Source organism: Stenotrophomonas sp. GbtcB23 (assembly GCF_019091045.1).
Lineage (GTDB): Bacteria > Pseudomonadota > Gammaproteobacteria > Xanthomonadales > Xanthomonadaceae > Stenotrophomonas > Stenotrophomonas rhizophila_A.
This window is the reverse complement of the sequence record NZ_JAGXKC010000041.1, coordinates 1-21,892: the sequence shown is the minus strand read 5'-3', so window position 1 is coordinate 21,892 and position 21,892 is coordinate 1. Positions and strand designations below refer to the sequence as shown.

At 68.3% G+C, this 21,892-nt stretch carries 18 protein-coding genes; 8 read left to right on the top strand and 10 right to left on the bottom strand.

Annotated elements, in window-relative coordinates:
- Positions 1-46 precede the first annotated feature (46 nt).
- The 4 genes from KVS69_RS15055 to KVS69_RS15040 form a co-directional block, all read right to left on the bottom strand.
- Entirely contained in the window at positions 47-769 is a 723-nt protein-coding gene (locus KVS69_RS15055) for a pseudouridine synthase (RefSeq protein WP_093533149.1), read from the bottom strand.
- Positions 770-806: 37 nt separating this feature from the next.
- Entirely contained in the window at positions 807-2,459 is a 1,653-nt protein-coding gene (locus tag KVS69_RS15050; protein ID WP_254622209.1) for a diguanylate cyclase, read from the bottom strand.
- 121 nt (positions 2,460-2,580) lie between these two features.
- Positions 2,581-4,998, bottom strand: a complete 2,418-nt coding sequence (locus tag KVS69_RS15045; protein WP_217538747.1) for an EAL domain-containing protein — start codon at positions 4,996-4,998, stop codon at positions 2,581-2,583.
- A 168-nt stretch (positions 4,999-5,166) separates the two neighbouring features.
- Complete coding sequence (locus tag KVS69_RS15040; RefSeq protein ID WP_217538746.1) at positions 5,167-7,122, bottom strand: DEAD/DEAH box helicase; 1,956 nt, start codon at positions 7,120-7,122, stop codon at positions 5,167-5,169.
- Positions 7,123-7,390: 268 nt separating this feature from the next.
- Between KVS69_RS15040 and KVS69_RS15035 the strand changes: the two genes are divergently transcribed.
- Positions 7,391-7,621: an RNA-binding S4 domain-containing protein gene (locus KVS69_RS15035; protein ID WP_068850383.1), complete on the top strand. Its 231-nt coding sequence runs from the start codon at positions 7,391-7,393 to the stop codon at positions 7,619-7,621.
- Between the two features lie 50 nt (positions 7,622-7,671).
- On the opposite strand, the gene ubiM is transcribed toward KVS69_RS15035, so the two are convergent.
- From ubiM to KVS69_RS15015, 4 genes are all read right to left on the bottom strand, one after another.
- On the bottom strand, positions 7,672-8,844 hold the full coding sequence (gene ubiM, locus KVS69_RS15030) for a 5-demethoxyubiquinol-8 5-hydroxylase UbiM (RefSeq protein ID WP_217538759.1): 1,173 nt from the start codon (positions 8,842-8,844) through the stop codon (positions 7,672-7,674).
- A gap of 105 nt (positions 8,845-8,949) precedes the next feature.
- The gene (locus KVS69_RS15025) at positions 8,950-9,351 is read right to left on the bottom strand and encodes an MAPEG family protein (protein WP_093533144.1); all 402 of its coding nucleotides are present in this window, start codon (positions 9,349-9,351) and stop codon (positions 8,950-8,952) included.
- A 15-nt stretch (positions 9,352-9,366) separates the two neighbouring features.
- Entirely contained in the window at positions 9,367-9,897 is a 531-nt protein-coding gene (locus KVS69_RS15020) for a DUF4019 domain-containing protein (RefSeq protein ID WP_068850378.1), read from the bottom strand.
- Between the two features lie 61 nt (positions 9,898-9,958).
- Positions 9,959-11,098 (bottom strand): hypothetical protein, encoded by a 1,140-nt coding sequence (locus KVS69_RS15015; RefSeq protein ID WP_179197315.1) that lies wholly within the window; start codon positions 11,096-11,098, stop codon positions 9,959-9,961.
- Between the two features lie 172 nt (positions 11,099-11,270).
- Between KVS69_RS15015 and KVS69_RS15010 the strand changes: the two genes are divergently transcribed.
- From KVS69_RS15010 to KVS69_RS15000, 3 genes are read left to right on the top strand one after another with little or no spacing between them, the layout of a single operon-like run.
- The gene (locus KVS69_RS15010) at positions 11,271-12,728 is read left to right on the top strand and encodes a DNA-3-methyladenine glycosylase 2 (protein ID WP_217538745.1); all 1,458 of its coding nucleotides are present in this window, start codon (positions 11,271-11,273) and stop codon (positions 12,726-12,728) included.
- 4 nt (positions 12,729-12,732) lie between these two features.
- On the top strand, positions 12,733-13,224 hold the full coding sequence (locus KVS69_RS15005) for a methylated-DNA--[protein]-cysteine S-methyltransferase (RefSeq protein WP_093533142.1): 492 nt from the start codon (positions 12,733-12,735) through the stop codon (positions 13,222-13,224).
- Between the two features lie 52 nt (positions 13,225-13,276).
- Positions 13,277-14,542, top strand: coding sequence for an ectonucleotide pyrophosphatase/phosphodiesterase (locus KVS69_RS15000; RefSeq protein WP_217538744.1), 1,266 nt, complete (start codon positions 13,277-13,279; stop codon positions 14,540-14,542).
- Positions 14,543-15,196: 654 nt separating this feature from the next.
- On the opposite strand, the gene KVS69_RS14995 is transcribed toward KVS69_RS15000, so the two are convergent.
- Both KVS69_RS14995 and KVS69_RS14990 read right to left on the bottom strand, forming a co-directional pair.
- Entirely contained in the window at positions 15,197-15,379 is a 183-nt protein-coding gene (locus KVS69_RS14995; protein ID WP_068850363.1) for a 30S ribosomal protein THX, read from the bottom strand.
- Positions 15,380-15,487: 108 nt separating this feature from the next.
- Positions 15,488-15,901, bottom strand: coding sequence for a MerC domain-containing protein (locus KVS69_RS14990; RefSeq protein WP_217538743.1), 414 nt, complete (start codon positions 15,899-15,901; stop codon positions 15,488-15,490).
- Between the two features lie 156 nt (positions 15,902-16,057).
- On the opposite strand from KVS69_RS14990, the gene KVS69_RS14985 reads away from it, so the two are divergent.
- The 4 genes from KVS69_RS14985 to KVS69_RS14970 all read left to right on the top strand — a co-directional run bounded on the left by KVS69_RS14985 (position 16,058) and on the right by KVS69_RS14970 (position 21,821).
- Complete coding sequence (locus KVS69_RS14985; protein WP_217538742.1) at positions 16,058-18,250, top strand: TonB-dependent receptor; 2,193 nt, start codon at positions 16,058-16,060, stop codon at positions 18,248-18,250.
- 156 nt (positions 18,251-18,406) lie between these two features.
- On the top strand, positions 18,407-18,973 hold the full coding sequence (locus tag KVS69_RS14980; protein WP_068850351.1) for a TetR/AcrR family transcriptional regulator: 567 nt from the start codon (positions 18,407-18,409) through the stop codon (positions 18,971-18,973).
- Positions 18,970-20,625, top strand: coding sequence for an MFS transporter (locus KVS69_RS14975; protein WP_217538757.1), 1,656 nt, complete (start codon positions 18,970-18,972; stop codon positions 20,623-20,625). Before KVS69_RS14980 ends, KVS69_RS14975 begins: the two co-directional genes overlap by 4 nt.
- Positions 20,626-20,633: 8 nt before the next feature.
- Positions 20,634-21,821, top strand: a complete 1,188-nt coding sequence (locus KVS69_RS14970; RefSeq protein WP_217538741.1) for an HlyD family secretion protein — start codon at positions 20,634-20,636, stop codon at positions 21,819-21,821.
- The last annotated feature ends 71 nt before the right edge of the window (positions 21,822-21,892 follow it).

Genomic DNA, 21,892 nt, shown 5'->3' with positions numbered 1-21,892 from the left:
GTCTAGCCCGATCACCCGAGGCAAAGGTTACCCGCCGGTGCAGGACCTACCAGTCCTGCTGCTGCGGCAGCAGCCCCTTCAATTCCGCATCGGTCAGGTTGCGCCACTGCCCCGGCTTGAGCGCCCCGATCTTGACGTTGTCGATGCGCACCCGGCGCAGCTGGGTCACCCGGTAATCGAACGCCGCCGCCATCAACCGGATCTGCCGGTTCAGGCCCTGCTGCAGCACGATCCGGAAGCCGAACTTGGCGATGCGCGAGGCCCGGCACGGCAGCGTCGTTTCATTGTGGATGCGCACCCCGCGCGCCATGCCGCGCAGGAACTCGTCGGTCACCGGCTTGTTCACCGCCACCAGGTATTCCTTCTGGTGGTTGTTCTCCGCGCGCAGGATCTGGTTGACGATGTTGCCGTTGCTGGTCATCAGGATCAGGCCTTCCGAATCCTTGTCCAGCCGGCCGACCGGGAAGATGCGCTGCTCATGGCCGACGAAATCGACGATGTTGCCCTTCACCGCACTTTCGGTGGTGCACGTGATGCCCACCGGCTTGTTCAGCGCGATGTACACATGACGGCGGCCGCCGGCCTTTTTTGCCTCGCGCGCGCGCAGCGGCTGGCCGTCGACCAGCACCACGTCGCCCTCGCCGACCACCGCACCGGTACCGGCCGGGTGGCCGTTCACGGTGACGCGGCGCTCGCCGATGATGCGGTCGGCTTCACGCCGGGAACAGAAGCCGGTTTCGGCAATGAACTTGTTGAGTCGGGTTGTCATCGCGCCATTATCCGGCAAAACCCCGTCCGGCGCGGCATCAGGCGACCAGCGGATCATCCGCCGGCAGCGCCTGTTCACCGTCGCAGACCTGGTTGCGCCCCGCACGCTTGGCCCGGTACATCGCATGATCGGCGCGCCGCAGCAGCCCCGCCAGGTCATCACGGCCCGGGCGCAGCACCGCCAGCCCGATGCTGACCGTCACCGCCAGGCCGGAAATGCCCAGCGGCACGGTCACCGTCGGAATCTTCCGGCGCACGCTTTCCAGCCGCGCCAATGCCGCGCCGTGGCTGGCGCCCGGCAGCAGCACCAGGAATTCCTCGCCCCCCATGCGGATCACGTCGTCCTGCACCCGCACCGCGCCGCGCAGGCCACGCGCCACCGCCACCAGCACCTGGTCGCCGACCTCGTGGCCGAAGCGGTCATTGATGTCCTTGAACAGATCGATGTCCAGGAAACCGATCGCCAGCGGCTGCTGCTCCGCGCTGGCCCGTTCCAGATGGCGGGCCAGCAGGTGCAGGCCGTGGCGGCGGTTGGGCAGGCCGGTCAGTGCATCGGTGTCGGCCAGCTGGCGCATCTCGTCGCGCTGCTGGCGCAGCCGGCCCAGGCGCAGGTTGAGCGCATAGGCGGCCATCATCAGGAACCAGGTCGCCGACAGCTGCAGCGCCTCGATCCGGTACGCGGTCAGCCAGTGCGCGTGCAGTGCGTCGGCGATGACCAGGATCCACCACGGTACCAGCGCGAACAGCCCCGCCGCCGCATAGCCATCGCGCTGCACCAGCGCCCACAGGCCCACCCCGAGGCAGACCACGCAGCCCAGCACGAACACTGCTTCCAGCGCAGCCGCCATCCAGGCCAGCCCGGCCGTGCCCATCCATGGCACGCACAACCCGGCCAACACCAGCCCCCACAGCACTGCGCGCTGGCCGGTGCCGGAGCCTGGCCACAACCGGGCGCCGCCATTGAGCCGCCACAGGATCGGCAGCAGCAGCGCCAGCGCGAACGTGCTCAGTGCCACCAGCCACCACGACGCGCGGTCGTGCACCGGCAACCACGGCTCGGGGTACCCGCTGAGGCCACCCAGCACCGCCTGCCACAGCACGAACACCGCGCAGATCGCCACGTAGTAAAGGAAGGTGCGGTCGCGGGCGGTCACGAACCCCATCAGCGCCGACAGCGCCAGAGCGATTGCCACCGCGATGCAGGCCGCGCGCACCAGCAGGCGGGCGGTATCGTTCTGCTGCACCGGGCTGGGCGCGCCCAGCCGGACGGTCGGAATCCAGCGCGGCTTCAGCGGGGCGGCCCATGACACGATGATCGGCTCACGCTCGCCGGCCTTGGGCACCACCACCATGCCGACCCCGGCGCGGAAGCGCGAATCCCGGGTGCGGGCGTCGTGCATGCTGCCGCAGATCTGGCGGTCGCCGTGACTGATCCGGACCTCCCCGGTCAGCACCCCGAATACATCCACCGCCTGTGGCGCACCGGACCAGCCGCCTGCAGGCGCCGGAATCGAAAGGATGTCCTGGTGATGGGCCAGCACCTCCGGTGAGCACGGGCGCTGCGGGGCCTGCTGGTCGGTGGCGGCCCCCAGCAGCAGCGCATCACGGCCGACCTGGGCCGTGCCGGCCAACGCCGTGGCCGACAGCAGCAGCCACACCAGGCCGGTCAGCCACCTGATGGCCCCGCTCATCCCCTGCATCCCGCCGTCGCTGCGCCTCACACCATCACCCTGTCGCCCTGCACCGCCATGCACACCGCATGGCGTCCCCGTGGCGATTATCGCAAGAAGGCGCGCCGGTGCACGTCACAGTTCAGGAAAGGCGGCTGGACGGCACCGGGGTTTCCCGCCACAGCGAGGGCTGGGTGAGCTTTTCCAGCGGCATCGGCCGTTCGATGGCATACCCCTGCAGCCCTTCCACCCCGAGCGCCCGCAGCTGCGCGGCGATCTCTTCGGACTCCACCCACTCGGCGGTCACGCTCATGTGCAGCTCGCGGCCGATTTCGGTGATAGCGCGCACCGTGGCACGGCTGACCGGATCGATATCCATGTCGCGCACGAACACCCCATCGATCTTGAGCATGTCCGCCGGCAGCTGGCGCAGGTAGCCGAACGAGGACAGACCGGCACCGAAGTCGTCCAGTGCCACCCGGCAGCCCCGCGCCTTGACCCCTTCGACGAAGCTGCGCGCCTGGTCCAGGTTGCTGATCGCCGCGGTCTCGGTGATCTCGAAACACAGCTTGCGCGCCAGCCCGCGGTTGCGCTCGAGCAGGTCGCAGACGAAGGCCAGGAACGTCGGCTCGGCGATCGACTGCGCCGATACGTTCACATTGCACAGGCCCAGCCGCTGCACATGCGCCGGGCACAGCTGCAGGTGGCGGAACAGCAGCCCCAGCACGTGCCGGTCCAGCGCCATGCCCATGCCATAGCGCTCCACCGCCGGCATGAAATCGCCCGGGCCCTGCAGCTGGCCGTCGGTACCGCGCATGCGCACCAGCACTTCGTAATGCAGGAAGCCCGGGTCGCCCACCTGCTCGATGCGCTGGGCGTACAGCAGCATGCGGTTTTCGGCGATCGCGCTGGACACATGCGCCAGCCGGTCTGCTTCCAGCAGCCGCTCCTCCAGCGCCATCCGGTTCTCGTTGAAACAATGCACGCGGTTGCGCCCGGCCTGCTTGGCCGCATAGCAGGCGCTGTCGGCCGCGCTCATCAGCCAGTTCACGTCCGCCACCTCCGCGGTGATTTCGACCACCCCGATGCTGCAGCTGACCCGCGGCAGCCCGTCGTCGCGCTGGAATCCGGCCTGGCCCAGGTTGCGTGCGATCCGCTGCAACACCTGCTTGGCTTCTTCCTGGCGGGCGTCGGCCAGGAACATCGCGAACTCGTCACCGCCCATTCGGCCCACCCAGTCCCCTTCGCGCACCGCACCTTCCAGGTAGTCGGCAAAGCCGCGCAGCAACTTGTCACCGGCCGCGTGGCCAAGGCCATCGTTGACCAGCTTGAAATAGTCCAGGTCCAGGTAGCACAGGCTGTGGGTCCCGCCATGGCTGCGCACATCCAGCAGCGCCAGTTCCAGCAGGCGTTCGATCTCGCGGCGGTTGATCAGTCCCGTCAGCGGATCGTGGCTGGCGTGGTGCTCGACCTCGCGGGCCAGCGCGTGGTTCTGCGAGACGTCTTCAATGATCGCGAACACCGAGACGTCACGGCCGGGGCTGCGCACCAGGGTGCCGCTCCAACGCCCCCACAGCAGGCCGCCGTCGGCATGCCGGAAGCGCAGTTCGCCCGGGCGCAGCTGGCGCGGCCAGTCGATGTCGCCGGCCTCGTCGAGCACCAGCTCGCCATCGACCAGCAGTTCCGGCAGCTCCATGCCCAGCAGCGCGTCGCGGCGATAGCCGAGGATATCGGCCATGGCCTGGTTGGCTTCGACAATGCCCCCGGCGTGGTCCAGCTTGAGCATGCCCACCGTGGCCTGGTAGAACGCGGCGCGGAAGCGGCTTTCGGTGTCGATCAGGTCATGGCGCACGCGTCGTGACAGCAGCACGGCAACCAGGGTGATCAGCAGGACTGACAGGCCACCGACAATCAACGTGACCATGCGCACGATGGAAGCCGTATTGAGCAGCGCCAGCGAGAAGGCGCGGGCCTGCGCCTGCAGGCTGCGGTCCAGCGCCTGCAGCTGGACCAGCAATGCTTCGCGGATGGCAGGCTCCACGCGGCCGTCGGCGTGCATCGCTTCGGCGCTGTCCATCATCGCCTGCAGCTGCGCCAGGCCATGGTCGGTCTGCTGCCACAGGTGCACCGCATCGCGGAAGTAGCCCAGATGCCCCAGGTAGCGGAACGACAGGATGAGCCGGTTGATGTCGCCGGGCTGGTTGCCGCCCTGCAGGAAGCCGCGCCGCGCCCGCGCGATATCCACGTCGTCCTGTTCCAGCGCGCGGCGCGCGTCCAGGTCACCCAGCGGCACCTGCAGCGCCGCGCGCGCTTCGGCCAGTGCGGCCGGGTTGCCCGAGGTGAGGTATCGCTCCAACGCGAAGGAGGCATGCTGCTGGCTGCGCGACCAATGGCTCTGCCCCACGATCCAGGCGGTGGAGGCGCCCTGCAGTTCCTGGATCAGCGCCGACAACCCCACCAGCCCGACCGCCATGCCGGTAAGCAGCACGAACCGCAGGGTCAAACCCCGCGTCACATGCGGCACCGCGGTACTGCCCACATCCCTGCTGCCTCCCAGCATCGCAGATCCCTCCGGCGCCCATGGGTGCTTGGCATAGTCCCCTGTAATTGCAGGCTAGGTCCAGCCTTGTTGAAACGGCGCGAAGTTTCGCCGTCACATCGGTCAGGTAGCTGAAACGACAACGCCAGCCCGAAGGCTGGCGTTGTAGGGTGCGGCGATATGGAGCGATCAGCCGTTGCGCGGACCGCGCGGCTTGAAGCCGTCACGACGCGGCGGACGGTCGTTGCCACCCGGACCACCCGGGCCACGGTGACCACCCGGACCGCCCGGCTTGCCGCCGCGGCCGAACTTCGGCTTGAACGGCGGGCGTGCCGAACCCGAGCCTGCGGTGTCTTCACCCGGCTCGACCTTGCGCATCTGGAGCTGCTGGCCCGACACCCACACCTTTTTCAGGTGGCTGAGCAGGTCGGCCGGCATTTCCGCCGGAAGATCCAGGATCGAGAAGTCGTCACGGATGTCGATGCGGCCGATGAAGCGGCTTTCCAGCCCGGCTTCATTGGCGATCGCGCCGACGATGTTGCCCGGCTTGACCCCGTGCACATGGCCCACTTCGATACGGAAGGTTTCCATGCCGGGTTCCGGCTCGCCACGCGGGGCGATTTCACGGCGCGGGGCACGTTCGAAACCACCGTCATTGCCGCCGAAATCGCCTTCCGGACGCGGCGGACGCGGGCCGCGGTCGTCTTCACGGCGCGGGCCACGCTCGAAGCGCGGTTCGAAACGCGCCGGGCGCTCGCCACGGTCGTTGCGGTCGGCACGCGGGTTCGGCGCACGCTCTTCACGGGCACCACGCACCGGCGGGGTCAGCAGGAACGGCGAATCGCCCTGCAGCAGCTTGGCCAGCGCGGCGGCGATGTCGATCGCCGGCACGTTCTTCTCGCCTTCCAGCTTCTGCAGCAGGTCGCGGTAGAACTCGGTGCCGCCGGCATCGAGCGCATCGCTGATGCGGCTCATGAACTTGTTGATGCGGGTGTCGTTGACCGCGTCCACGCTCGGCAGCTGCATCTCTTCGATCGGCTGGCGGGTGGCGCGCTCGATCGCACGCAGCATGCCCTTTTCGCGCGGGGTGGCGAACAGGATCGCATCGCCGGTGCGGCCGGCACGGCCGGTACGGCCGATGCGGTGCACGTAGCTTTCGGTGTCGTACGGGATGTCGTAGTTCAGCACGTGGCTGATGCGCTCCACGTCCAGGCCGCGCGCGGCCACGTCGGTGGCCACCAGGATGTCCAGCTTGCCTTCTTTCAGCATGCCGATGGTGCGCTCACGCTGCGCCTGCTGCATGTCGCCGTTGATGGCGGCAGCGGCCAAGCCACGGGCCTGCAGCTTTTCCGCCAGTTCTTCGGTGGCCGCCTTGGTGCGCGAGAAGATGATCATCGCGTCGAACGGTTCCACTTCCAGGATGCGGGTCAGCGCGTCCAGCTTGTGCATGCCGCTCACCCACCAGTAACGCTGGCGGATGTTGGCCGACGTGGTGGTCTTGCTGACGATGGTGACTTCGGCCGGGTTCTTCAGGTAGGTCTGTGCGATGCGGCGGATCTGCGACGGCATGGTGGCCGAGAACAGCGCCACCTGGCGGGTTTCCGGCAGCTTCTTCAGCACGGCTTCGACGTCGTCGATGAAGCCCATGCGCAGCATTTCATCGGCTTCGTCCAGCACCAGGGTCTTCAGCTCGGACAGGTCCAGGGTGCCGCGATCGAGGTGATCGATCACGCGGCCCGGGGTGCCCACGATGACGTGCACGCCACGGCGCAGGGCCTGCAGCTGCTGGCCGTACGGCTGGCCGCCGTAGACCGGCAGCACGCGGAAACCGGGGATGCCCGACGAGTAGGTCTGGAACGCCTCGGCGACCTGGATGGCCAGTTCACGGGTGGGCGCCAGCACCAGCACCTGCGGCTTGGTCTGGTTGAAATCCAGGTTGGACAGGACCGGCAGCGCGAAGGCAGCGGTCTTGCCGGTACCGGTCTGGGCCTGGCCCAGCACGTCGCGGCCTTCCAGCATCGCCGGGATGGTGGCGGCCTGGATCGGCGACGGGGTTTCATAGCCGACGGCGGCAACGGCCTTCATCACAGCGTCGGACAGGCCGAGGTCTGCGAACAGCAGCGGCGTGGGGGATTCTTGGGACATGGGGAACTCCGAAGCCACTACCGTTTTACGTGGCAGTGGCATAAAAAAGGGGATGGTCCGCGCTTTGGGCGCCCTTTCCTATCGCGTGCCCTGGCGCTGCTCGGTCGGAGGAGAATTCACTCGCTCAGGGCGCGATGATACCGCATGAATCCTGAACCACGTGTACAGATTTCAGCACGGAGGCGGTAAACGCCGCGTGCTGGCGCACAATATGCGCCCGATTTCGGCGCAGCCCCGCTCCGCGCCCCTTCACAGGATACCCCGCTCCATGCAGACCCTCGAATTTGAACTGGACAGCGAGTACGTGGAACTGAAGCAGCTGCTCAAGCTGGCCGACCTGGTGACCAGCGGCGGCGAAGCCAAGACCGTGATCGGTGACGGCCAGGTGCTCGTTGACGGCGAAGTGGAGCTGCGCAAGGCCTGCAAGATCCGCGGCGGCCAGCAGGTCCAGTTCGGCGACACCGTGATCAACGTCATCGCCGACAGCGACGCCCCCTGATCCCGTGTGACGACCAACGGTCTTCACCTACCAGTGTGCACCGTCGGTCGTCACCTGCCGGTGAGGTGCGCGGCAATCAGCTGCCGGAACGGCGCCACCCCGTGGGCCAGCCGCAGCCCCGCCCGACGCAGCACCCGCGCCGGCAGGCGGTCATCGGTATAGAGCGCGGCGATCGCATTGGTCGCCTCGTACAGCGGCCGTGACGCCAGCCGGTGCCCCCGCTCGTAGGCGGCCAGACCGGCCGGAGCGGCGATATCGGTACCCCGCCCGGCCGCCCGGCGCAGGATCGCGGCCAACCGGTCCTGGCTCTGCAGGCCCAGGTTGAAACCGTGCGCGGTGACCGGGTGCATGCCCACCGCGGCATCGCCGATCAGCGCGCAGCGCGCGCCCACGAACGCGGTGGCGTAGACCCCCACCAGCGGGTACGCATGGGGCCGCGCCACCGGCGTCATCGCGCCCAGCCGGTGTTCGAAACATGCACTGATGCTGCCTCCGAAGGTCGCCGCGTCCTGCGCCAGCAGCGTTTCGATTTCACGCGGTGGCAGAGTGATCACCGCCGAGGCCTGGTCGCCGTTGAGCGGCAGCAGCGCCATGGTGCGGCCATAGCCGAACCACTCCCACGCAGTGTGCTGGTGCGGCACCTCGACCTGCATCCGGCAGACCAGCATCGATCTGCCGAAATCGCGCATGCGCGCGCCGATGCCCAGCATGCGCCGGGTGGACGAGAACCGGCTGTCGGCCGCCACGACCAGCCGCGCCTGCAGCTGGCGCCCATCGGCAAGGGTCACCTCGCTGTGGCGCGCACCGGGCACGATGCCGCGCACGCTGCACTGGTCGAGGATCTCCAGGTCGGCCTGGCCCTGCACGCTGTCCCATGCCGCGCGGCGGATCAGGTGATTGGGCACCAGCCAGCCCAGGTCGCTGCCGTGCGCGTCGCGCGCAGCGAAGGTCAACGCGAACGGTGAACCCCCATCCATGACCTTGGCGTCGCGCAACGGCGAAATTTCAGCGGCGTCCAGCCGCTGCCACAGGCCCAGCTGCTCCAGGATGTGCCGCGAGGCATGGGTGAGCGCGATCTCGCGCCCGTCGAAGGCGGCCTCGGCCAGCGCCGCGCGCGGCTGCTGCTCCAGCACCGCCACCCGCAGGCCGCTGCCGGCCAGCGCGCGGGCGAAACACAGCCCCGCCGGCCCAGCGCCCACCACCAGCACATCCACTGCCTGCACTCCGCGATCGTCCTGCATGATCCGTTTCCGTTGCGTGTCCACGGCCGAGCTTACCGCTCGCGGGCAGGCACGCCCTTGATCTGGATCAGCCGCGTCGGCGCCGGTTCACGCCAGCCCGTGCAGCAGGCGCCACAGCAACAGCACGATGCCCAGCATCGAGACCACCCAGACCAGGCTGCGCACGTAGGGAATGCCGGCGGCATACAGCGGCACGTAGACCAGCCGCGCCCAGAAATACAGCTGCACCGCCAGCGCGGTGGTGCTGTCCTGGCGCTGGGTGAGTACCACCGCCAGCACGGCGGCGGCGAAGAACGGGAAGGTTTCCAGGAAGTTGGCCTGCGCCCGCTGCAGGCGTGCCGCCAGCGGCCCCGGCGGCGGCGCGACGCCGTCGCGGGCCGAGGCATTCCAGGCCAAGCCGCGTTCGCGGGTGACCGCGCCTGCGGCGATCATCACCTGCACCAGGCCCAGCACGATGGCCCAACCCAGCATCTGGATCTCGATACCCATGCATTTCTCCTGCGGTCAGGGCGCGGCAGCGCGGACGCTGTAGCCGGCCAGGCGCCAGACCTTGTCTTCATCGAAACGGAACGACACCAGCTCGCGGACCGGCTGGGCGTTGTTGGCGAACTTCGTGGGGAAACTGACGTTGATATAGAGGCCCTCCGGCACGGTCGCGCCGGCCTTGTACTTGACCCGGGTCACCACGGGCTGCCCGCGCGAGAGCAGTGCGCCGAGGCGCTTGCGGTCGCCGTCGAGCTGGGCCACGAAGGCCTGTTCGGTGACGGACTTGCGGGCCACTTCGGAAGCACCTTTCCAGGCCTCGGCAGCGCGACCCGTGTCAACCAGGGTCGCCACCTTCAAGCCGGCCGCGGCCATTTCCTGGTCCTGCTTCTGCACCTGCGCCTGCTGCTGCGGGGTCAAGGCCGGGCGTGCCGGTGCGGCCGGGGCGACCGGTGCGGGGCGTGCGGGCGCCGGGGCCGGGGTGGCCGGCGGCGGGGTCTGGGCCAGGGCAACGGCGGGAAGCAGGAGCGACAGCAGCAGCGGAACGCGCATCGGGACACCGTAGGCAGCAGTGGACTGCATTGGAGTCTACGGGAATGCCGTGAGCAGGCCGTCAGTTGCGTTCGGCTGCCTCGGCGGGGGGCTGATCGGCGTCGCTGGCGGTGCGTTCGGCCACCGCATCACGCGGCTTCCCGCCGGTGGGCAACAGCGTGGACACATCGTTTTCCGACAGCGGGCTTTCGTCCGGGCAGGTCACATCCGGGAAGCCGAAGCGCTGCTTGAGCGTCTGCCCGCAGCGGGTAATCACGTCCAGCTCGCTGCCTTCGCGCTTGCATTCCTGGTCGAAGGCGACCAGGAAGGCATCCTTGCGACGCACGAAATCGTCGCCGCACTTGCGCATCTGCTTGATCCGCTCCAGGTCGTCCTGCACCGCATTGGTGCCGTCCAGGCCGAACTGGCGCAGCTCCTCGCTGCTGAGCAGGCGCAGGCTGCGGTTGGGCACGGTCATCATCAGGTCGGCCACGCCGACGGCCACGCCGTTGCGCTGCAGGTAATCCTTGACGTTGTCGTAGACCTCGTGGAGTTCCAGGTTGAGCTCGGCACGCGAGGTCGCCTTGGAACTGATCCGCATCATGCGGTGGATGCCGACCTTGCCCGACACCAGCCGGTTGTCACCGGCCGCCAGCACGAACACGCAGGCGCTGTGGCAGACCGAGCCTTCGCGCACCCAGATGGTCCAGTTGGATTCGCCGATGCGGTCACCGGCCACGATCGCCGCTTCGACCTGGCCACCGCTGGAATCCAGGTCCAGGATGCGCCGCGAGACGCGCTGGGCGTCGGCCACCAGTGCGATCCGCGCCACCAGTTCGGCGAACCCGGGATTGATCTTGCCCGCGTAGCGCACGCGCAGCAGGCCACGTTCCACGCACGGGGCGATGGCCGCTTCCAGGCTCGCCCGGTCCAGCGCCTCCAACGCGGCGCCGTCGCCGCCGTCGTTGGCGTACTCGGTGTCGCAGCTGAGCCAGGCCTTGCCGTTGTCCAGCGCTACCGTCGGCCAGCCCTGCTCGCCCTTGCGGGGCGGCGGCGGTGGCGCCGGCGGTGCATCGGCGGCGTTGAATGACACCATGTGGTCGCCGTCGGCGGTCTGCGCCCGCACCGCCTTGTCGGCGGCGGTGACGTTGCCGGGGTTCTCCAGCTGGCTGCAGGCGGCCAGCCCCAGGCACAACAGCAACAACCCGCACGACTTGAGCAGCATGGACACCCGGCTTCCAGACAAAGGGCGTGCCGAAAACGGCACATGAAGGCACAGTCTAGTGCGCCCGGCCGGCATCGCGGGAACCTGCCCTGAACCGCACCGGGCGTGCCCGGCATTGCTGTCCGAAAACGGCGAGCCGGGCCCCGGCCAGGCGCATAGACTGAGCTCCATGGACACCGCCCTGCCCCTGGACTACGCCGCCTGCGAAAGCGCCCGTCTGGCCCGCGATGCGCGCTTCGACGGCGTGTTCTTCACTGCCGTGCGCAGCACCGGCATCTACTGCCGTCCGGTCTGCCCGGCGCCGGCGCCGAAGCCGGTCAATGTCGACTACTACCCCACCGCCGCCGCTGCGGCGGCGGCCGGTTTCCGCCCCTGCCTGCGCTGCCGGCCGGAACTGGCCCCGGAGGCGCAGGACGCACTCAGCAACGAAACCCTGCAGCGCGCCCTGGCGCTGATCCACGATGGCTTCCTGCAGGATGCGGCGGTGGGCGACCTGGCCGCCCGGCTCGGCCTGAGCGCGCGCCAGCTGCAGCGGCTGTTCGTGGCTCGGCTGGGCGCGGCCCCGGCGCAGATCCACGCTACCCGCCGGCTGCTGCTGGCAAAGCAGCTGCTGACCGAAACCGCGTTGCCGGTCACCGACGTGGCCATGGCCGCCGGCTACAACAGCCTGCGCCGGTTCAACGCCGCGTTCGTGGAAGGCTGCGGCATGCCGCCCACCGCGATCCGGCGCCAGCGCGGCGTGCTGGCCGACGGCGCGCTGACCCTGCGCCTGGGCTACCGGCCGCCGCTGGATTTTGCCGCAATGCTGGGCTTCCTGCGCCGCCGCTGCATTCCCGGCATCGAGCAGATCGACGACACCAGCTACCAGCGCGTGATCGGCCCGGCCGAACGCCCCTCGGTGATCCGGGTCACCGCCGACCCGCGCCGGCCCGAGCTGCTGCTGCAGCTGGGCCAGGTCGATCCGCGCGCGATCCCCGGCATCGTGCGCCGGGTGCGGCGCATCTTCGACCTGGACGCGGACCTGCGCATCGTGCACGCCACGCTCGGCCAGGATCCGCTGCTTGCGCGCGGTATCGCCGCACGTCCCGGGCTGCGCGTACCCGGCGGTTGGGATGGCTTCGAAGTGGCGGTGCGCGCCGTGCTGGGCCAGCAGGTCAGCGTGGCGGCGGCCATTACCCTGGCGCGGCGCGTGGTAGACCGCTTCGGCACCGCGCTGGACGACATGCCCGAGGGCCTGGACCGCCAGTTCCCCACGCCGCAGCAGCTGGCCGACGCGCCGCTGGAAGGCATCGGCCTGCCGCGTAGCCGAGCCGCCACCGTGCGCGCGGTGGCCGCCGCCGTCGCCGACGGCAGGCTGGATTTCCATGCCGGCCAGCGCCTGGACACCTTCATCGAACGCTGCGTGGCGCTGCCGGGGATCGGGCCGTGGACCGCGCACTACATCGCGCTGCGCGCCTTGGCGCTGCCCGATGCCTTCCCCGCCGGCGACCTGGTGCTGCAGCAGGTGCTGGGCGGCGATACCCGCCTGACCGAGCGTGCCACCGAGGCCCGTTCGCAGGCCTGGCGGCCCTGGCGTGCGTACGCCGTGCTGCACCTGTGGCACCTGGCCACGTCCGCTTCGGAGTAACCGCATGAACCTGCTCTACGACACCTTCGACAGCCCCATCGGCGCACTGACCGTCGCCGGCGACAGCCAGGGCATCCACCACATCCTGTTCGAAAACAACCGCTACGACGCCAAGGGCCGCGCACAGTGGCAGCGCGATGCGCATGCGCTGCGCGAAGCGCGCACCCAGCTGCTGCAGTATCTGCGCGGCGAACGCAGCGGCTTCGAACTGCCCCTGGCCCCGCACGGCACCGGGTTCCAGCTGCGCGTATGGAAGGCGCTGGCCGACATTCCGTTCGGCGAAACCTGGAGCTACGTGCAGCTGGCACGCCACATCGGCCAGCCCACGGCCAGCCGCGCGGTGGGCGCAGCCAACGGACGCAACCCACTGCCCATCGTGCTGCCCTGCCACCGCGTGATCGGCAGCAGCGGCGCACTTACCGGGTTCGGTGGCGGCCTGGAAACCAAGGCCGCATTGCTCGAACTCGAATCGCGCACGCAGCCGCTGTTCGCCTGACCGTGCCATCGGTTGTCTTCGCCGCGTCACTGCGGCGAACTATCATGGGCGGATGATTTCCGTCCGCCTTTCGCTGGCGCTTGCCGCCGCCCTCGCGCTGACCAGCTGTACCAGCGCCCCGCCCACGCCCACGCCGCCAACAGCGGCTGTCGCCGGCGCCGCCGCGCTGGCGGCCACTACGCCGAAACTGCTGCTGGTCTCGATCGACGGCCTGCGTGCGGACATGCTCGACCGTGGCATCACGCCGAACCTGTCGCGCATCGCGCACGACGGCGTACGCGCCCGCTGGATGACGCCGTCGTACCCGTCGCTCACCTTCCCCAACCACTACACGCTGGTCACCGGGCTGCGCCCGAACCACCACGGAATCATCCACAACAGCATGCAGGAAGAGGCGCTGGGTCGGTTCCAGGTCAACCTGCCGGAGGCGGTGACCGATTCGCGCTGGTGGGGTGGCGAGCCGATCTGGGTCGGCGCGGAGAAGGCTGGCCTGCGCAGCGCCACCTGGTCGTGGCCAGGCAGCGAGGCGGCCATCCAGGGCGTGCGGCCTAGCCAGTGGCGGGTATACAGCCCCGATGTGCCCCTCGCCGACCGCGTCGATGACGTGTTGCGATGGGTCGGCGATGACGGCCCGGATGCGCCGCGGCTGGTCACCCTGTACATGGAGCAGGTCGACAAGGCCGGCCACCATTACGGTCCGGATTCCCCCGAGTACGCCGCCGCCATCGTCCAGGTGGACACGGCCATCGGTCGCCTGCTCGACGGCCTTGCGGCACGCGGCCTGGATGACAGCACCAACCTGATCGTGGTCTCGGACCACGGCATGGCGCAGGTACCCGATGGCCAGACCATCGCGGTGGAAGACATGGTCGACCCCGCCATCGCCAGCAACGTGTCGACGGGCCAGTCGATCGGCTTCGCCCCGCTGCCTGGAAAACAAGCGGCGGCCGAGGCGATCCTGCTGGGCGCGCACGCGAACTACGACTGCTGGACGCGGCAGACGCTGCCGGCGCGCTGGGAGTACGGCTCCAATCCGCGCATCCCGCCGATCATCTGCCAGATGCACGAAGGCTGGAACGCCCTGACCCGTGAGCGCCTGGCCGAGCGCAAACCCGGCGACCGTGGTTCGCACGGCTACGACAACGCCCTGCCCTCGATGCGCGCGATCTTCATCGCCCGCGGTCCATCGTTCAAACAGGGCGCCACCCTGCCCGGCTTCGACAACGTAGACCTCTACCCGTTGATGACACGTCTGCTGGGCATTCCGGCCGCCCCGAACGATGGCAATCCCGAGACGCTGGTTCCTGCGTTGAAGTGATTTTAATTGCTGATGGGTTGGCGCGAATCGCAGCGTTTCAGTTTTTCCGTGCTGGGGAGGCCGACGGGCAGCCCCTTACGGGACACGCCGTAAACCCATCCTTGGGGGCTTGGCAAAAACATCCATGTTTTTGACAGTCCCTACAGGAGCTGCCCGCCGGCCTCCCCGACAGATGGTCGCGTGCGGATACGAAAATCAGACACGCATGGCGTGTCCCTACGCAGCGGGTACGCCGAATGAACGTGGGGCCGGGTACCCGGCTGGGTACGCTGAATCAACCTCGTCCGGTAGCGTCGGTTCCCGAACGACGGCATGCAGCGCCACCGCGGCCGGTAACGCATGAAGATGATCGACACCGCCGTTGATCTTCCGTGGCCACCAACACACCGTCGAGGGTCGGCGGGGGCGGGTTTGCGGGACTGTCAAAAACATGGATGTTTTTGCCAAGCCCCCATGGATGGGTTTACGGCGTGTCCCGCAAACCCGCACCCGCCGGCCCAGCTCAGGCCACGCAAGGCCCACCGGCTGTTCGCCAAATTGCATGAAGCTGCCGGGCAGGGCCCGGCACTATCGGGTTGTCCGCAATCACATTGCTCGAAACCAAAAAAAACGCGGCGCAAGCGCCGCGTTTCTTCGTCGGACCTGGCTGAGCGATCAGCCGGCCTTGGCAACAGCCTTCTTGGCCACTGCCTTCTTTGCCGGGGCCTTGGCCACGGTCTTCTTGGCGACCGGCGCAGCTGCGCCCACGGCCACCTTGCTCACCGCGTGCGAACGCGAATTGCCGTAGCTGGCGTTGTAGCGCTTGCCCTTGGCGGTCTTGCGGTCACCCTTACCCATGTCGTCAACTCCTTAGTCTGAAATCTGATTACCCCGTGCTGACACGGGTTCGGCGGGCCCGTCCTTGCAGACGCCCCCGCGCACGATCGGAAAGCCTACCACAGCACCTCAGTGCGCACAGCTCGCATCATGGACGTGCCCGTGGTTCAGGCGAAGGTTGACCAGGTGCGCAACACCCACCAGCACCCCGCCCAGCGTCATCACCACCGCATGCGGCACCGCCGAATGGTGCAGCGGCCCGTACAGCAGCCCCGCCCACAGCGCAGTCAGGCCCGGCACCAGGAAGGCCAGCGCGCGCAGCGCCCCGTGGCGGCGATAGCCCCACACCAGGCTGAACAGCCCCAGCAGGGTCACGAAGCTGACCAACGCCAGTTCCACCCCGTCGCCCAGCCACACCGACAACCCCAATGAGGGCGCCGCCGCCAGCAGAACAGGCAGCACGGCGCAGTGCACCGCACACAGCAGCGAGCCGGTGGCACCAAAGCGATCCAACAGATGACGGAGGCGGGGGAACAGGGGCATGACTTCCAGCAGGGTCGGCGAAGCGTTATGGAATAATATAACATCAATCCCGACGCGCACTCCCTCCCCCTGCCGCACCCGGTTCCACCCTCCCGATTTGACGGGATTGGCGCGCCCCACCATTGATACATTGTAACAATTTGACCGACGGACCCCTTGCCCATGCGCTCTTCCCGCTCCCTCACGCCGCACGCCCTGTCCCTGGCGCTTGCCGTTGCGCTGCTCCCCACCCTGGCCCTCGCCGCCGACGATACCGCCGAGCGTGACCACCACCTGACCGAACTGTCCGCAGTGAAGGTCACCGCCAGCCCGCTGCAGGGCGATGCCGAATCGCTGGCGCGCCCCGTGGACGTGCTCGCCGGCGAGCGCCTGGACGAACAGAAGGCCGGCACCCTCGGCGACACCGTGGCCAAGCTACCCGGCGTGCAGAGCACCTTCTTCGGCCCCGGCGTCGGCCGCCCGATCATCCGTGGCCAGGAAGGCCCGCGCGTGGCCGTGTTGTCCAACGGCATGGGCAACATGGATGCCTCCACCGTCAGCGCCGACCACGCCACCAGCATCGAACCATTCCTGGCCGACCAGATCGAAGTGCTCAAGGGCCCGGCCACCCTGCTGTTCGGCAGTGGCGCCATTGGCGGCGCAGTCAACGTGGTGGATGGCCGCATCGCCCGCGACCTGCCCGACCGTCCGCTCAGCGGCCGCGCCGAAGTGCGCGGCAACTCGGTCAACGACGAACGCAGCGGCATGTTCCGGCTCGATGGCGTGAACGGCAACTGGGTGCTGCATGTCGATGGCCTGGTCCGCAACGGCGATGACTACCGCATTCCCGGCTACGCGGTAATCGACGGCCTGGAAGACCACAGCGGCCACGACCACGAAGAGGGCGACACCGACGAACCGCGCCGCGGCACGCTCGACAACAGCTCCATCCGCACCCGCGCCGGCGGCGTCGGCGCCACCTGGCTCGGCGAAGGCGGCTATTTCGGCGCCTCGGCCAGCACCTACCGCACCAACTACGGCATTCCCAACGGCGCCCACGTGCATGCCGACGACGACCATGATCATGACCACGACCATGGCGACGAGGAAGAAGAAGGCGACGAGCACGACGTGCGCATCGACATGGTGCAGAACCGCTTCGAAGCCAAGGGCGGCATCTACAACCCCGTGTCGTTCCTGAAGAACATCAACCTGCGCACCGCCTACACCGACTACGAACACGTCGAGCTGGAAGCTGGCACGCCGTCCACCCGCTTCACCAACCGCGGCGTCGAAGCCCGCCTGGAAGCCGTGCAGCAGCAGATCGGCGGCTGGGACGGCGCGTTCGGGCTGCAGTTCGGCAACAGCGATTTCGGCGCCAAGGGCGAAGAAGCCTTCGTGCCGGACACCGGCACCCGCAACGTGGGTCTGTTCGTGCTGCAGGAAAAGCAGTTCGGCCCGTTCAAGCTGGAACTGGGCGGCCGCCACGACCAGGTCAAGCTGGACCCGACCGGCGACTACCGCGCGCGCACCTTCGATGCCACCAACCTCTCGGCGGCCGGTATCTGGAAGCTCAACGACGCGGTGGACCTGCGCTTTGGCGTGGACGGATCCGAGCGCGCGCCGACCAACGAAGAGCTGTACGCCGCCGGCGCGCACATCGCCACCCGTTCGCTGGAAATCGGCGATGCCAACCTGAAGACCGAACGCGGCCAGCGCGTGGAGCTCGGCATCCACACCCACAGCGACCGCCTCGATTTCTCCGCGTCGATCTACCAGACGAAGTTCAAGGACTTCATCTACCTGGCCGACACCGGCGTGGTCGAAAGCCTGCCGGTGCGCCTGTGGACCCAGCAGGACGCTACCTTCAAGGGCGCCGAGGCCGAAGCCCTGGTGCACCTGTTCGAAGGCAACAGCGGCGACTGGGACCTGCGCGTGTTCGGTGACTACGTCAAGGCCGAACTGGATGGCAGCGGCAGCCGCAGTGTCGACATCGCCGTGCCGCACGGTGACCACGACCACAACTACACCGTGGACCTGGCCAACAGCGGCTACCTGCCGCGCATCTCCCCGGCACGGGTCGGCGCCGACCTGCGCTGGTCGCGTGATGGCTGGCGCGCCTCGGTGGGTGCAGTGCGTTACAGCAGCCAGAAGGACACCGCGCAGAACGAAGCCGAGAGCGCGGGCTACACCCTGGTGGACGCGCACTTCGCCTACCGCTGGGACCGCTCGGACAGCAACAGCTACGAGGTGTTCCTGGACGGCAACAACCTGACCAACCGCGAGGCGCGTGCGCACACCTCGCTGCTGCGCGATTACTCGCCGCTGCCCGGCCGTGGCGTGGCATTCGGCATCCGCGCGTACTTCTGATCCCCGCTGGGGTCACTGTTTGACCTTCGGGGGCCTCTGGGCCCCCGTTTTTTTGGCGGCGCGCTGACTTCACGCCTCGTTGACCAAGCAGAGCGGCCTCATACCGGCATCGCCTGCCCGGCTTCCATTGCGGACATTCCTGTCCGAAAATAGCCCATGCAAAGTCAACGTGCCGATGCGGCTGCCCGCCGCGCCCTGATCCTCGATGCCGCCGACAGCGTGTTCGGCCAGCATGGCGTGACCGCACCGCTGGACCTGGTGGTCGAAAAGGCCCAGGTCGGCCGCGCCACCCTGTACCGCAACTTCCCCGACCGCACCGCGTTGATCGAAGCACTGCTGGACCGCACCGTGGCCCGCATCGCGCGCCAGGTGGAAACCCTGGGCGATCGCGACGATGCCTTGTTCGAGGTGCTGCAGGGCATGGCCTCGCGCATCGTGCAGTCGCCCGCGCTGGCCGACTACTGGCGCGCAGTGGACCCGGACGAACCCACGATCAAGGCGGCGCGGCAGACCGTGCACGCCCTGCTCAAGGCGCCCATCCAGCGCGCGATCGATGCCGGCCTGTGCCGCCCGGACCTGCAGGCGGCCGATATTTCTCTGATTTCCAGCATGCTGGGTGCCGCACTGCGCGGCAAGACCCGCGAGGAGCGCGCGCGGCTGGCCGGGCGCGCTCTGCAACTGCTGCGCGGAGGGCTGGGCGGACAGGTCGACGGGAGTCGCTGATGCCCGAGTACCTCAAGCCCATTCCCGATTGGGAGGAACACGAAAAGCCGACCCTGCCCGGCTCGGCGTCGATGCCGTGGCATCCCCCGCACCGCCGTGTCGCCTATGCGCTGGTCGCGCTGCTGGTGGGCATCACCGGCGGGCTGGGCAACGCGCTGGTCACCGCCAACCTGCCGTTCCTGCAGGGCCAGCTCGGGCTGACCCCGACCCAGGGAAGCTGGCTGGTGGCCGCCTATGCGATGGTCAATGTCACTGCCAACCTGCTGGCCTTCAAGTTCCGCCAGCAGTACGGCATCCGCCTGTTCGCCGAGATCGGCCTGGGGCTGTATGCCGCGCTGGCAGTGCTGCACCTGTTCGTGGGCAGTTTTGAAACCACCTTGATGATGCGCGCGGCCAGCGGTTTTGCCGGCGCGGCGTGCAGCACGCTGGGCACGCTGTACATGCTGCAGTCGCTGCCGCGACGCTATACCGGCAACCTGCTGGTGATCGGCGTAGGCATTTCGCAGATGGCGTTGCCGATCGCCTGGCTGGTGTCGCCGGGCCTGGTGGATACCGGCCAGTGGCACAACCTGTACCTGTTCGAAGCCGGCCTGGCGCTGTGCGCATTCGCCGCGGTGGTGATGCTGAAGCTGCCGCCCGGTGCGCAGATCAAGGTGTTCGAGCCGATGGATTTCCTCAGCTTCGCGCTGTTCGCACCGGCGGTGGCGCTGCTGGTCGTGGTGCTGGCCCAAGGCTACCTGCGCTGGTGGTTCGACACGCCGTGGCTGGCCTGGGCACTGGTCGCCTCAGTCGCGCTGGGCACCACCGGCGTGGTGGTGGAACACTACCGGCGCAACCCGCTGCTGCAGACCCGCTGGCTGGCCAGCCCGGCAACCCTGCACTTCATCTTCGGCGCCTTCCTGATCCGCTTCCTCACCACCGAGCAGTCCTATGGGGTGATCGGCCTGATGCGCCAGCTGGGCATGGGCCCGGACCAGATGCGGCCACTGTTCGTGGTGATCCTGGCCGGGGTGATTACCGGCATTGCCACCAGCTCGCTGACCTTCGGGCCCAAACGCATCGTCGCGCAGCTGCTGATGGCGATCCTGCTGCTGGGCACCGCCGCGCTGCTGGACCAGAGCCGCACCAGCCAGGACCGCCCGCACGATTTCTTCCTCAGCCAGTTCCTGGCCTCGATGGGCGCGGGCATGTTCATGGGCCCCTTGATCATGATGGGTATCACCCAGGCGCTGAAACAGGGCACCGACCACATGATCACGTTCCTGGTCACGCTGTCGATCACCCAGACCCTGGGCGGGCTGGCCGGTTCGGCGGTGCTGGGCACGTTCCAGTTGCATCGTGAGCAGGTCTATTCCACCGCCTTTGTCAGCCAGCTCGACCCCAGCGATGGCGTGGTCGCCCAGCGCCTGAAACTGCAGCAGCAGATCTATGCGCCGCTGCTCACCGATCCGGTGCAGCGCAGTGCCCAGGGCACCGCGCAGCTGGCACAGATCACCCGGCGTGAGGCCAACGTGCGCGGCTTCAATGACGTGTTCTCGTTGAGTGGCCGGGTTGCCTTGATCTTCTTGGGCTGGCTGCTGTTGTTGTCGTTGCGCACCGCCGTGCTCAAGCAGTGGCGCAAACGCCATCCCCACCCCGTTTCCCTGCAATAGGTCCTTCCATGTCCACGACGCCTCCGCGCGATGACAATCCTGATGAGGTCAACCCGCCGGTACCCACCGATGCCGCACCGGTAACCGCACCGGCTGCGCCGGCCGCCGCCGCAGCGCCAAGCAGTGCACCGAAGTACCTCAAGCCCAGCCGGGGCAGCGTAGCGGTGATGATCGTGGTGGCGTTGATCGGCATCGCGCTGATCCTGCGCGCCTGGTCATTGTGGCCATTCAACAGCAGCTGGGTAAGCACCGACAACGCCTATGTGCGCGGCCAGATCACCGTGCTGGCGCCGCAGGTCAACGGCTATGTCACCGACGTGCTGGTGAAGGACTTCCAGCACGTCAGGCAGGGTGAACCGCTGCTGCGCATCGATGACCGCATCTACAAGGAAAAGGTGGCGCAGGCGCAGGCGAACCTGGACAGCGCGGTGGCCGCCTTGGCCAACTCCGACCAGGCGCAGGCACAGAACCGCGCGCAGATCGGCGCGGCCCAGGCGGCACTGTCGGCCGGCCAATCGGAACTCGCCCGCTCGCGCACCGAACTCAAGCGCTATGAAGAACTGGCCGACCAGCAGCTGGTGGCGCTGAACGACCGCGACAAGTTCCGCACCAGCGCGCAGGCCGCGCAATCCTCGGTGCAGCAGTCGCAGGCGCAGATCCGCATTGCCGAAGAGACACTGACCTCCACCCAGGTAGCGCGCAAAGGCCTGGAAGCCGGCGTGGAAACGGCCAAGGCGCAGCTCGAGCTCGCGCGGATCGATCTGGCCAACACGGTCATCCACGCCCCGCGCGACGGACAGGTCAGTGAAGCGTCGGTGCGCCTGGGCCAGTACGTCACCGCCGGTTCGCAGCTGCTGTTCCTGGTGCCGGACACGCTGTGGGTGGTGGCCAATTTCAAGGAAGGCCAGACCTGGAAGATGCGCATCGGCCAACCGGCCACTTTCGCGGTGGATGCCTTCGACGGGGAACGGTTGAGCGGCCACATCGAGCAGATCGCGCCGGCCACGGGTTCGGAATTCAGCGTGTTGCGCCCGGACAACGCCAGCGGCAACTTCACCAAGGTCGTGCAGCGTCTGCCGGTGCGGATCGCGATCGACCCGGACCAAGAGCTGGCGCCGCGCCTGCGTCCAGGCATGTCGGTGGTAGTGCGGGTCGATACTGCCGCGACCCCGAGGCAACAGCAGCAGGACCGGTAATTGGATGGACTCGCCCCTCGCCGAGGCGTCTGGGCGCCATGGTGGCAACCTATAGCCACCAACAGCGAGGG

Bases quoted from the DNA above. Each gene is read 5' to 3' on its own strand.
- KVS69_RS15055 (WP_093533149.1), bottom strand. From the start codon at position 769: ATGACAACCCGACTCAACAAGTTCATTGCCGAAACCGGCTTCTGTTCC.
- KVS69_RS15050 (WP_254622209.1), bottom strand. From the start codon at position 2,459: ATGAGCGGGGCCATCAGGTGGCTGACCGGCCTGGTGTGGCTGCTGCTG.
- KVS69_RS15045 (WP_217538747.1), bottom strand. From the start codon at position 4,998: ATGCTGGGAGGCAGCAGGGATGTGGGCAGTACCGCGGTGCCGCATGTG.
- KVS69_RS15040 (WP_217538746.1), bottom strand. From the start codon at position 7,122: ATGTCCCAAGAATCCCCCACGCCGCTGCTGTTCGCAGACCTCGGCCTG.
- KVS69_RS15035 (WP_068850383.1), top strand. From the start codon at position 7,391: ATGCAGACCCTCGAATTTGAACTGGACAGCGAGTACGTGGAACTGAAG.
- KVS69_RS15025 (WP_093533144.1), bottom strand. From the start codon at position 9,351: ATGGGTATCGAGATCCAGATGCTGGGTTGGGCCATCGTGCTGGGCCTG.
- KVS69_RS15020 (WP_068850378.1), bottom strand. From the start codon at position 9,897: ATGCGCGTTCCGCTGCTGCTGTCGCTCCTGCTTCCCGCCGTTGCCCTG.
- KVS69_RS15010 (WP_217538745.1), top strand. From the start codon at position 11,271: ATGGACACCGCCCTGCCCCTGGACTACGCCGCCTGCGAAAGCGCCCGT.
- KVS69_RS15005 (WP_093533142.1), top strand. From the start codon at position 12,733: ATGAACCTGCTCTACGACACCTTCGACAGCCCCATCGGCGCACTGACC.
- KVS69_RS15000 (WP_217538744.1), top strand. From the start codon at position 13,277: ATGATTTCCGTCCGCCTTTCGCTGGCGCTTGCCGCCGCCCTCGCGCTG.
- KVS69_RS14995 (WP_068850363.1), bottom strand. From the start codon at position 15,379: ATGGGTAAGGGTGACCGCAAGACCGCCAAGGGCAAGCGCTACAACGCC.
- KVS69_RS14990 (WP_217538743.1), bottom strand. From the start codon at position 15,901: ATGCCCCTGTTCCCCCGCCTCCGTCATCTGTTGGATCGCTTTGGTGCC.
- KVS69_RS14980 (WP_068850351.1), top strand. From the start codon at position 18,407: ATGCAAAGTCAACGTGCCGATGCGGCTGCCCGCCGCGCCCTGATCCTC.
- KVS69_RS14970 (WP_217538741.1), top strand. From the start codon at position 20,634: ATGTCCACGACGCCTCCGCGCGATGACAATCCTGATGAGGTCAACCCG.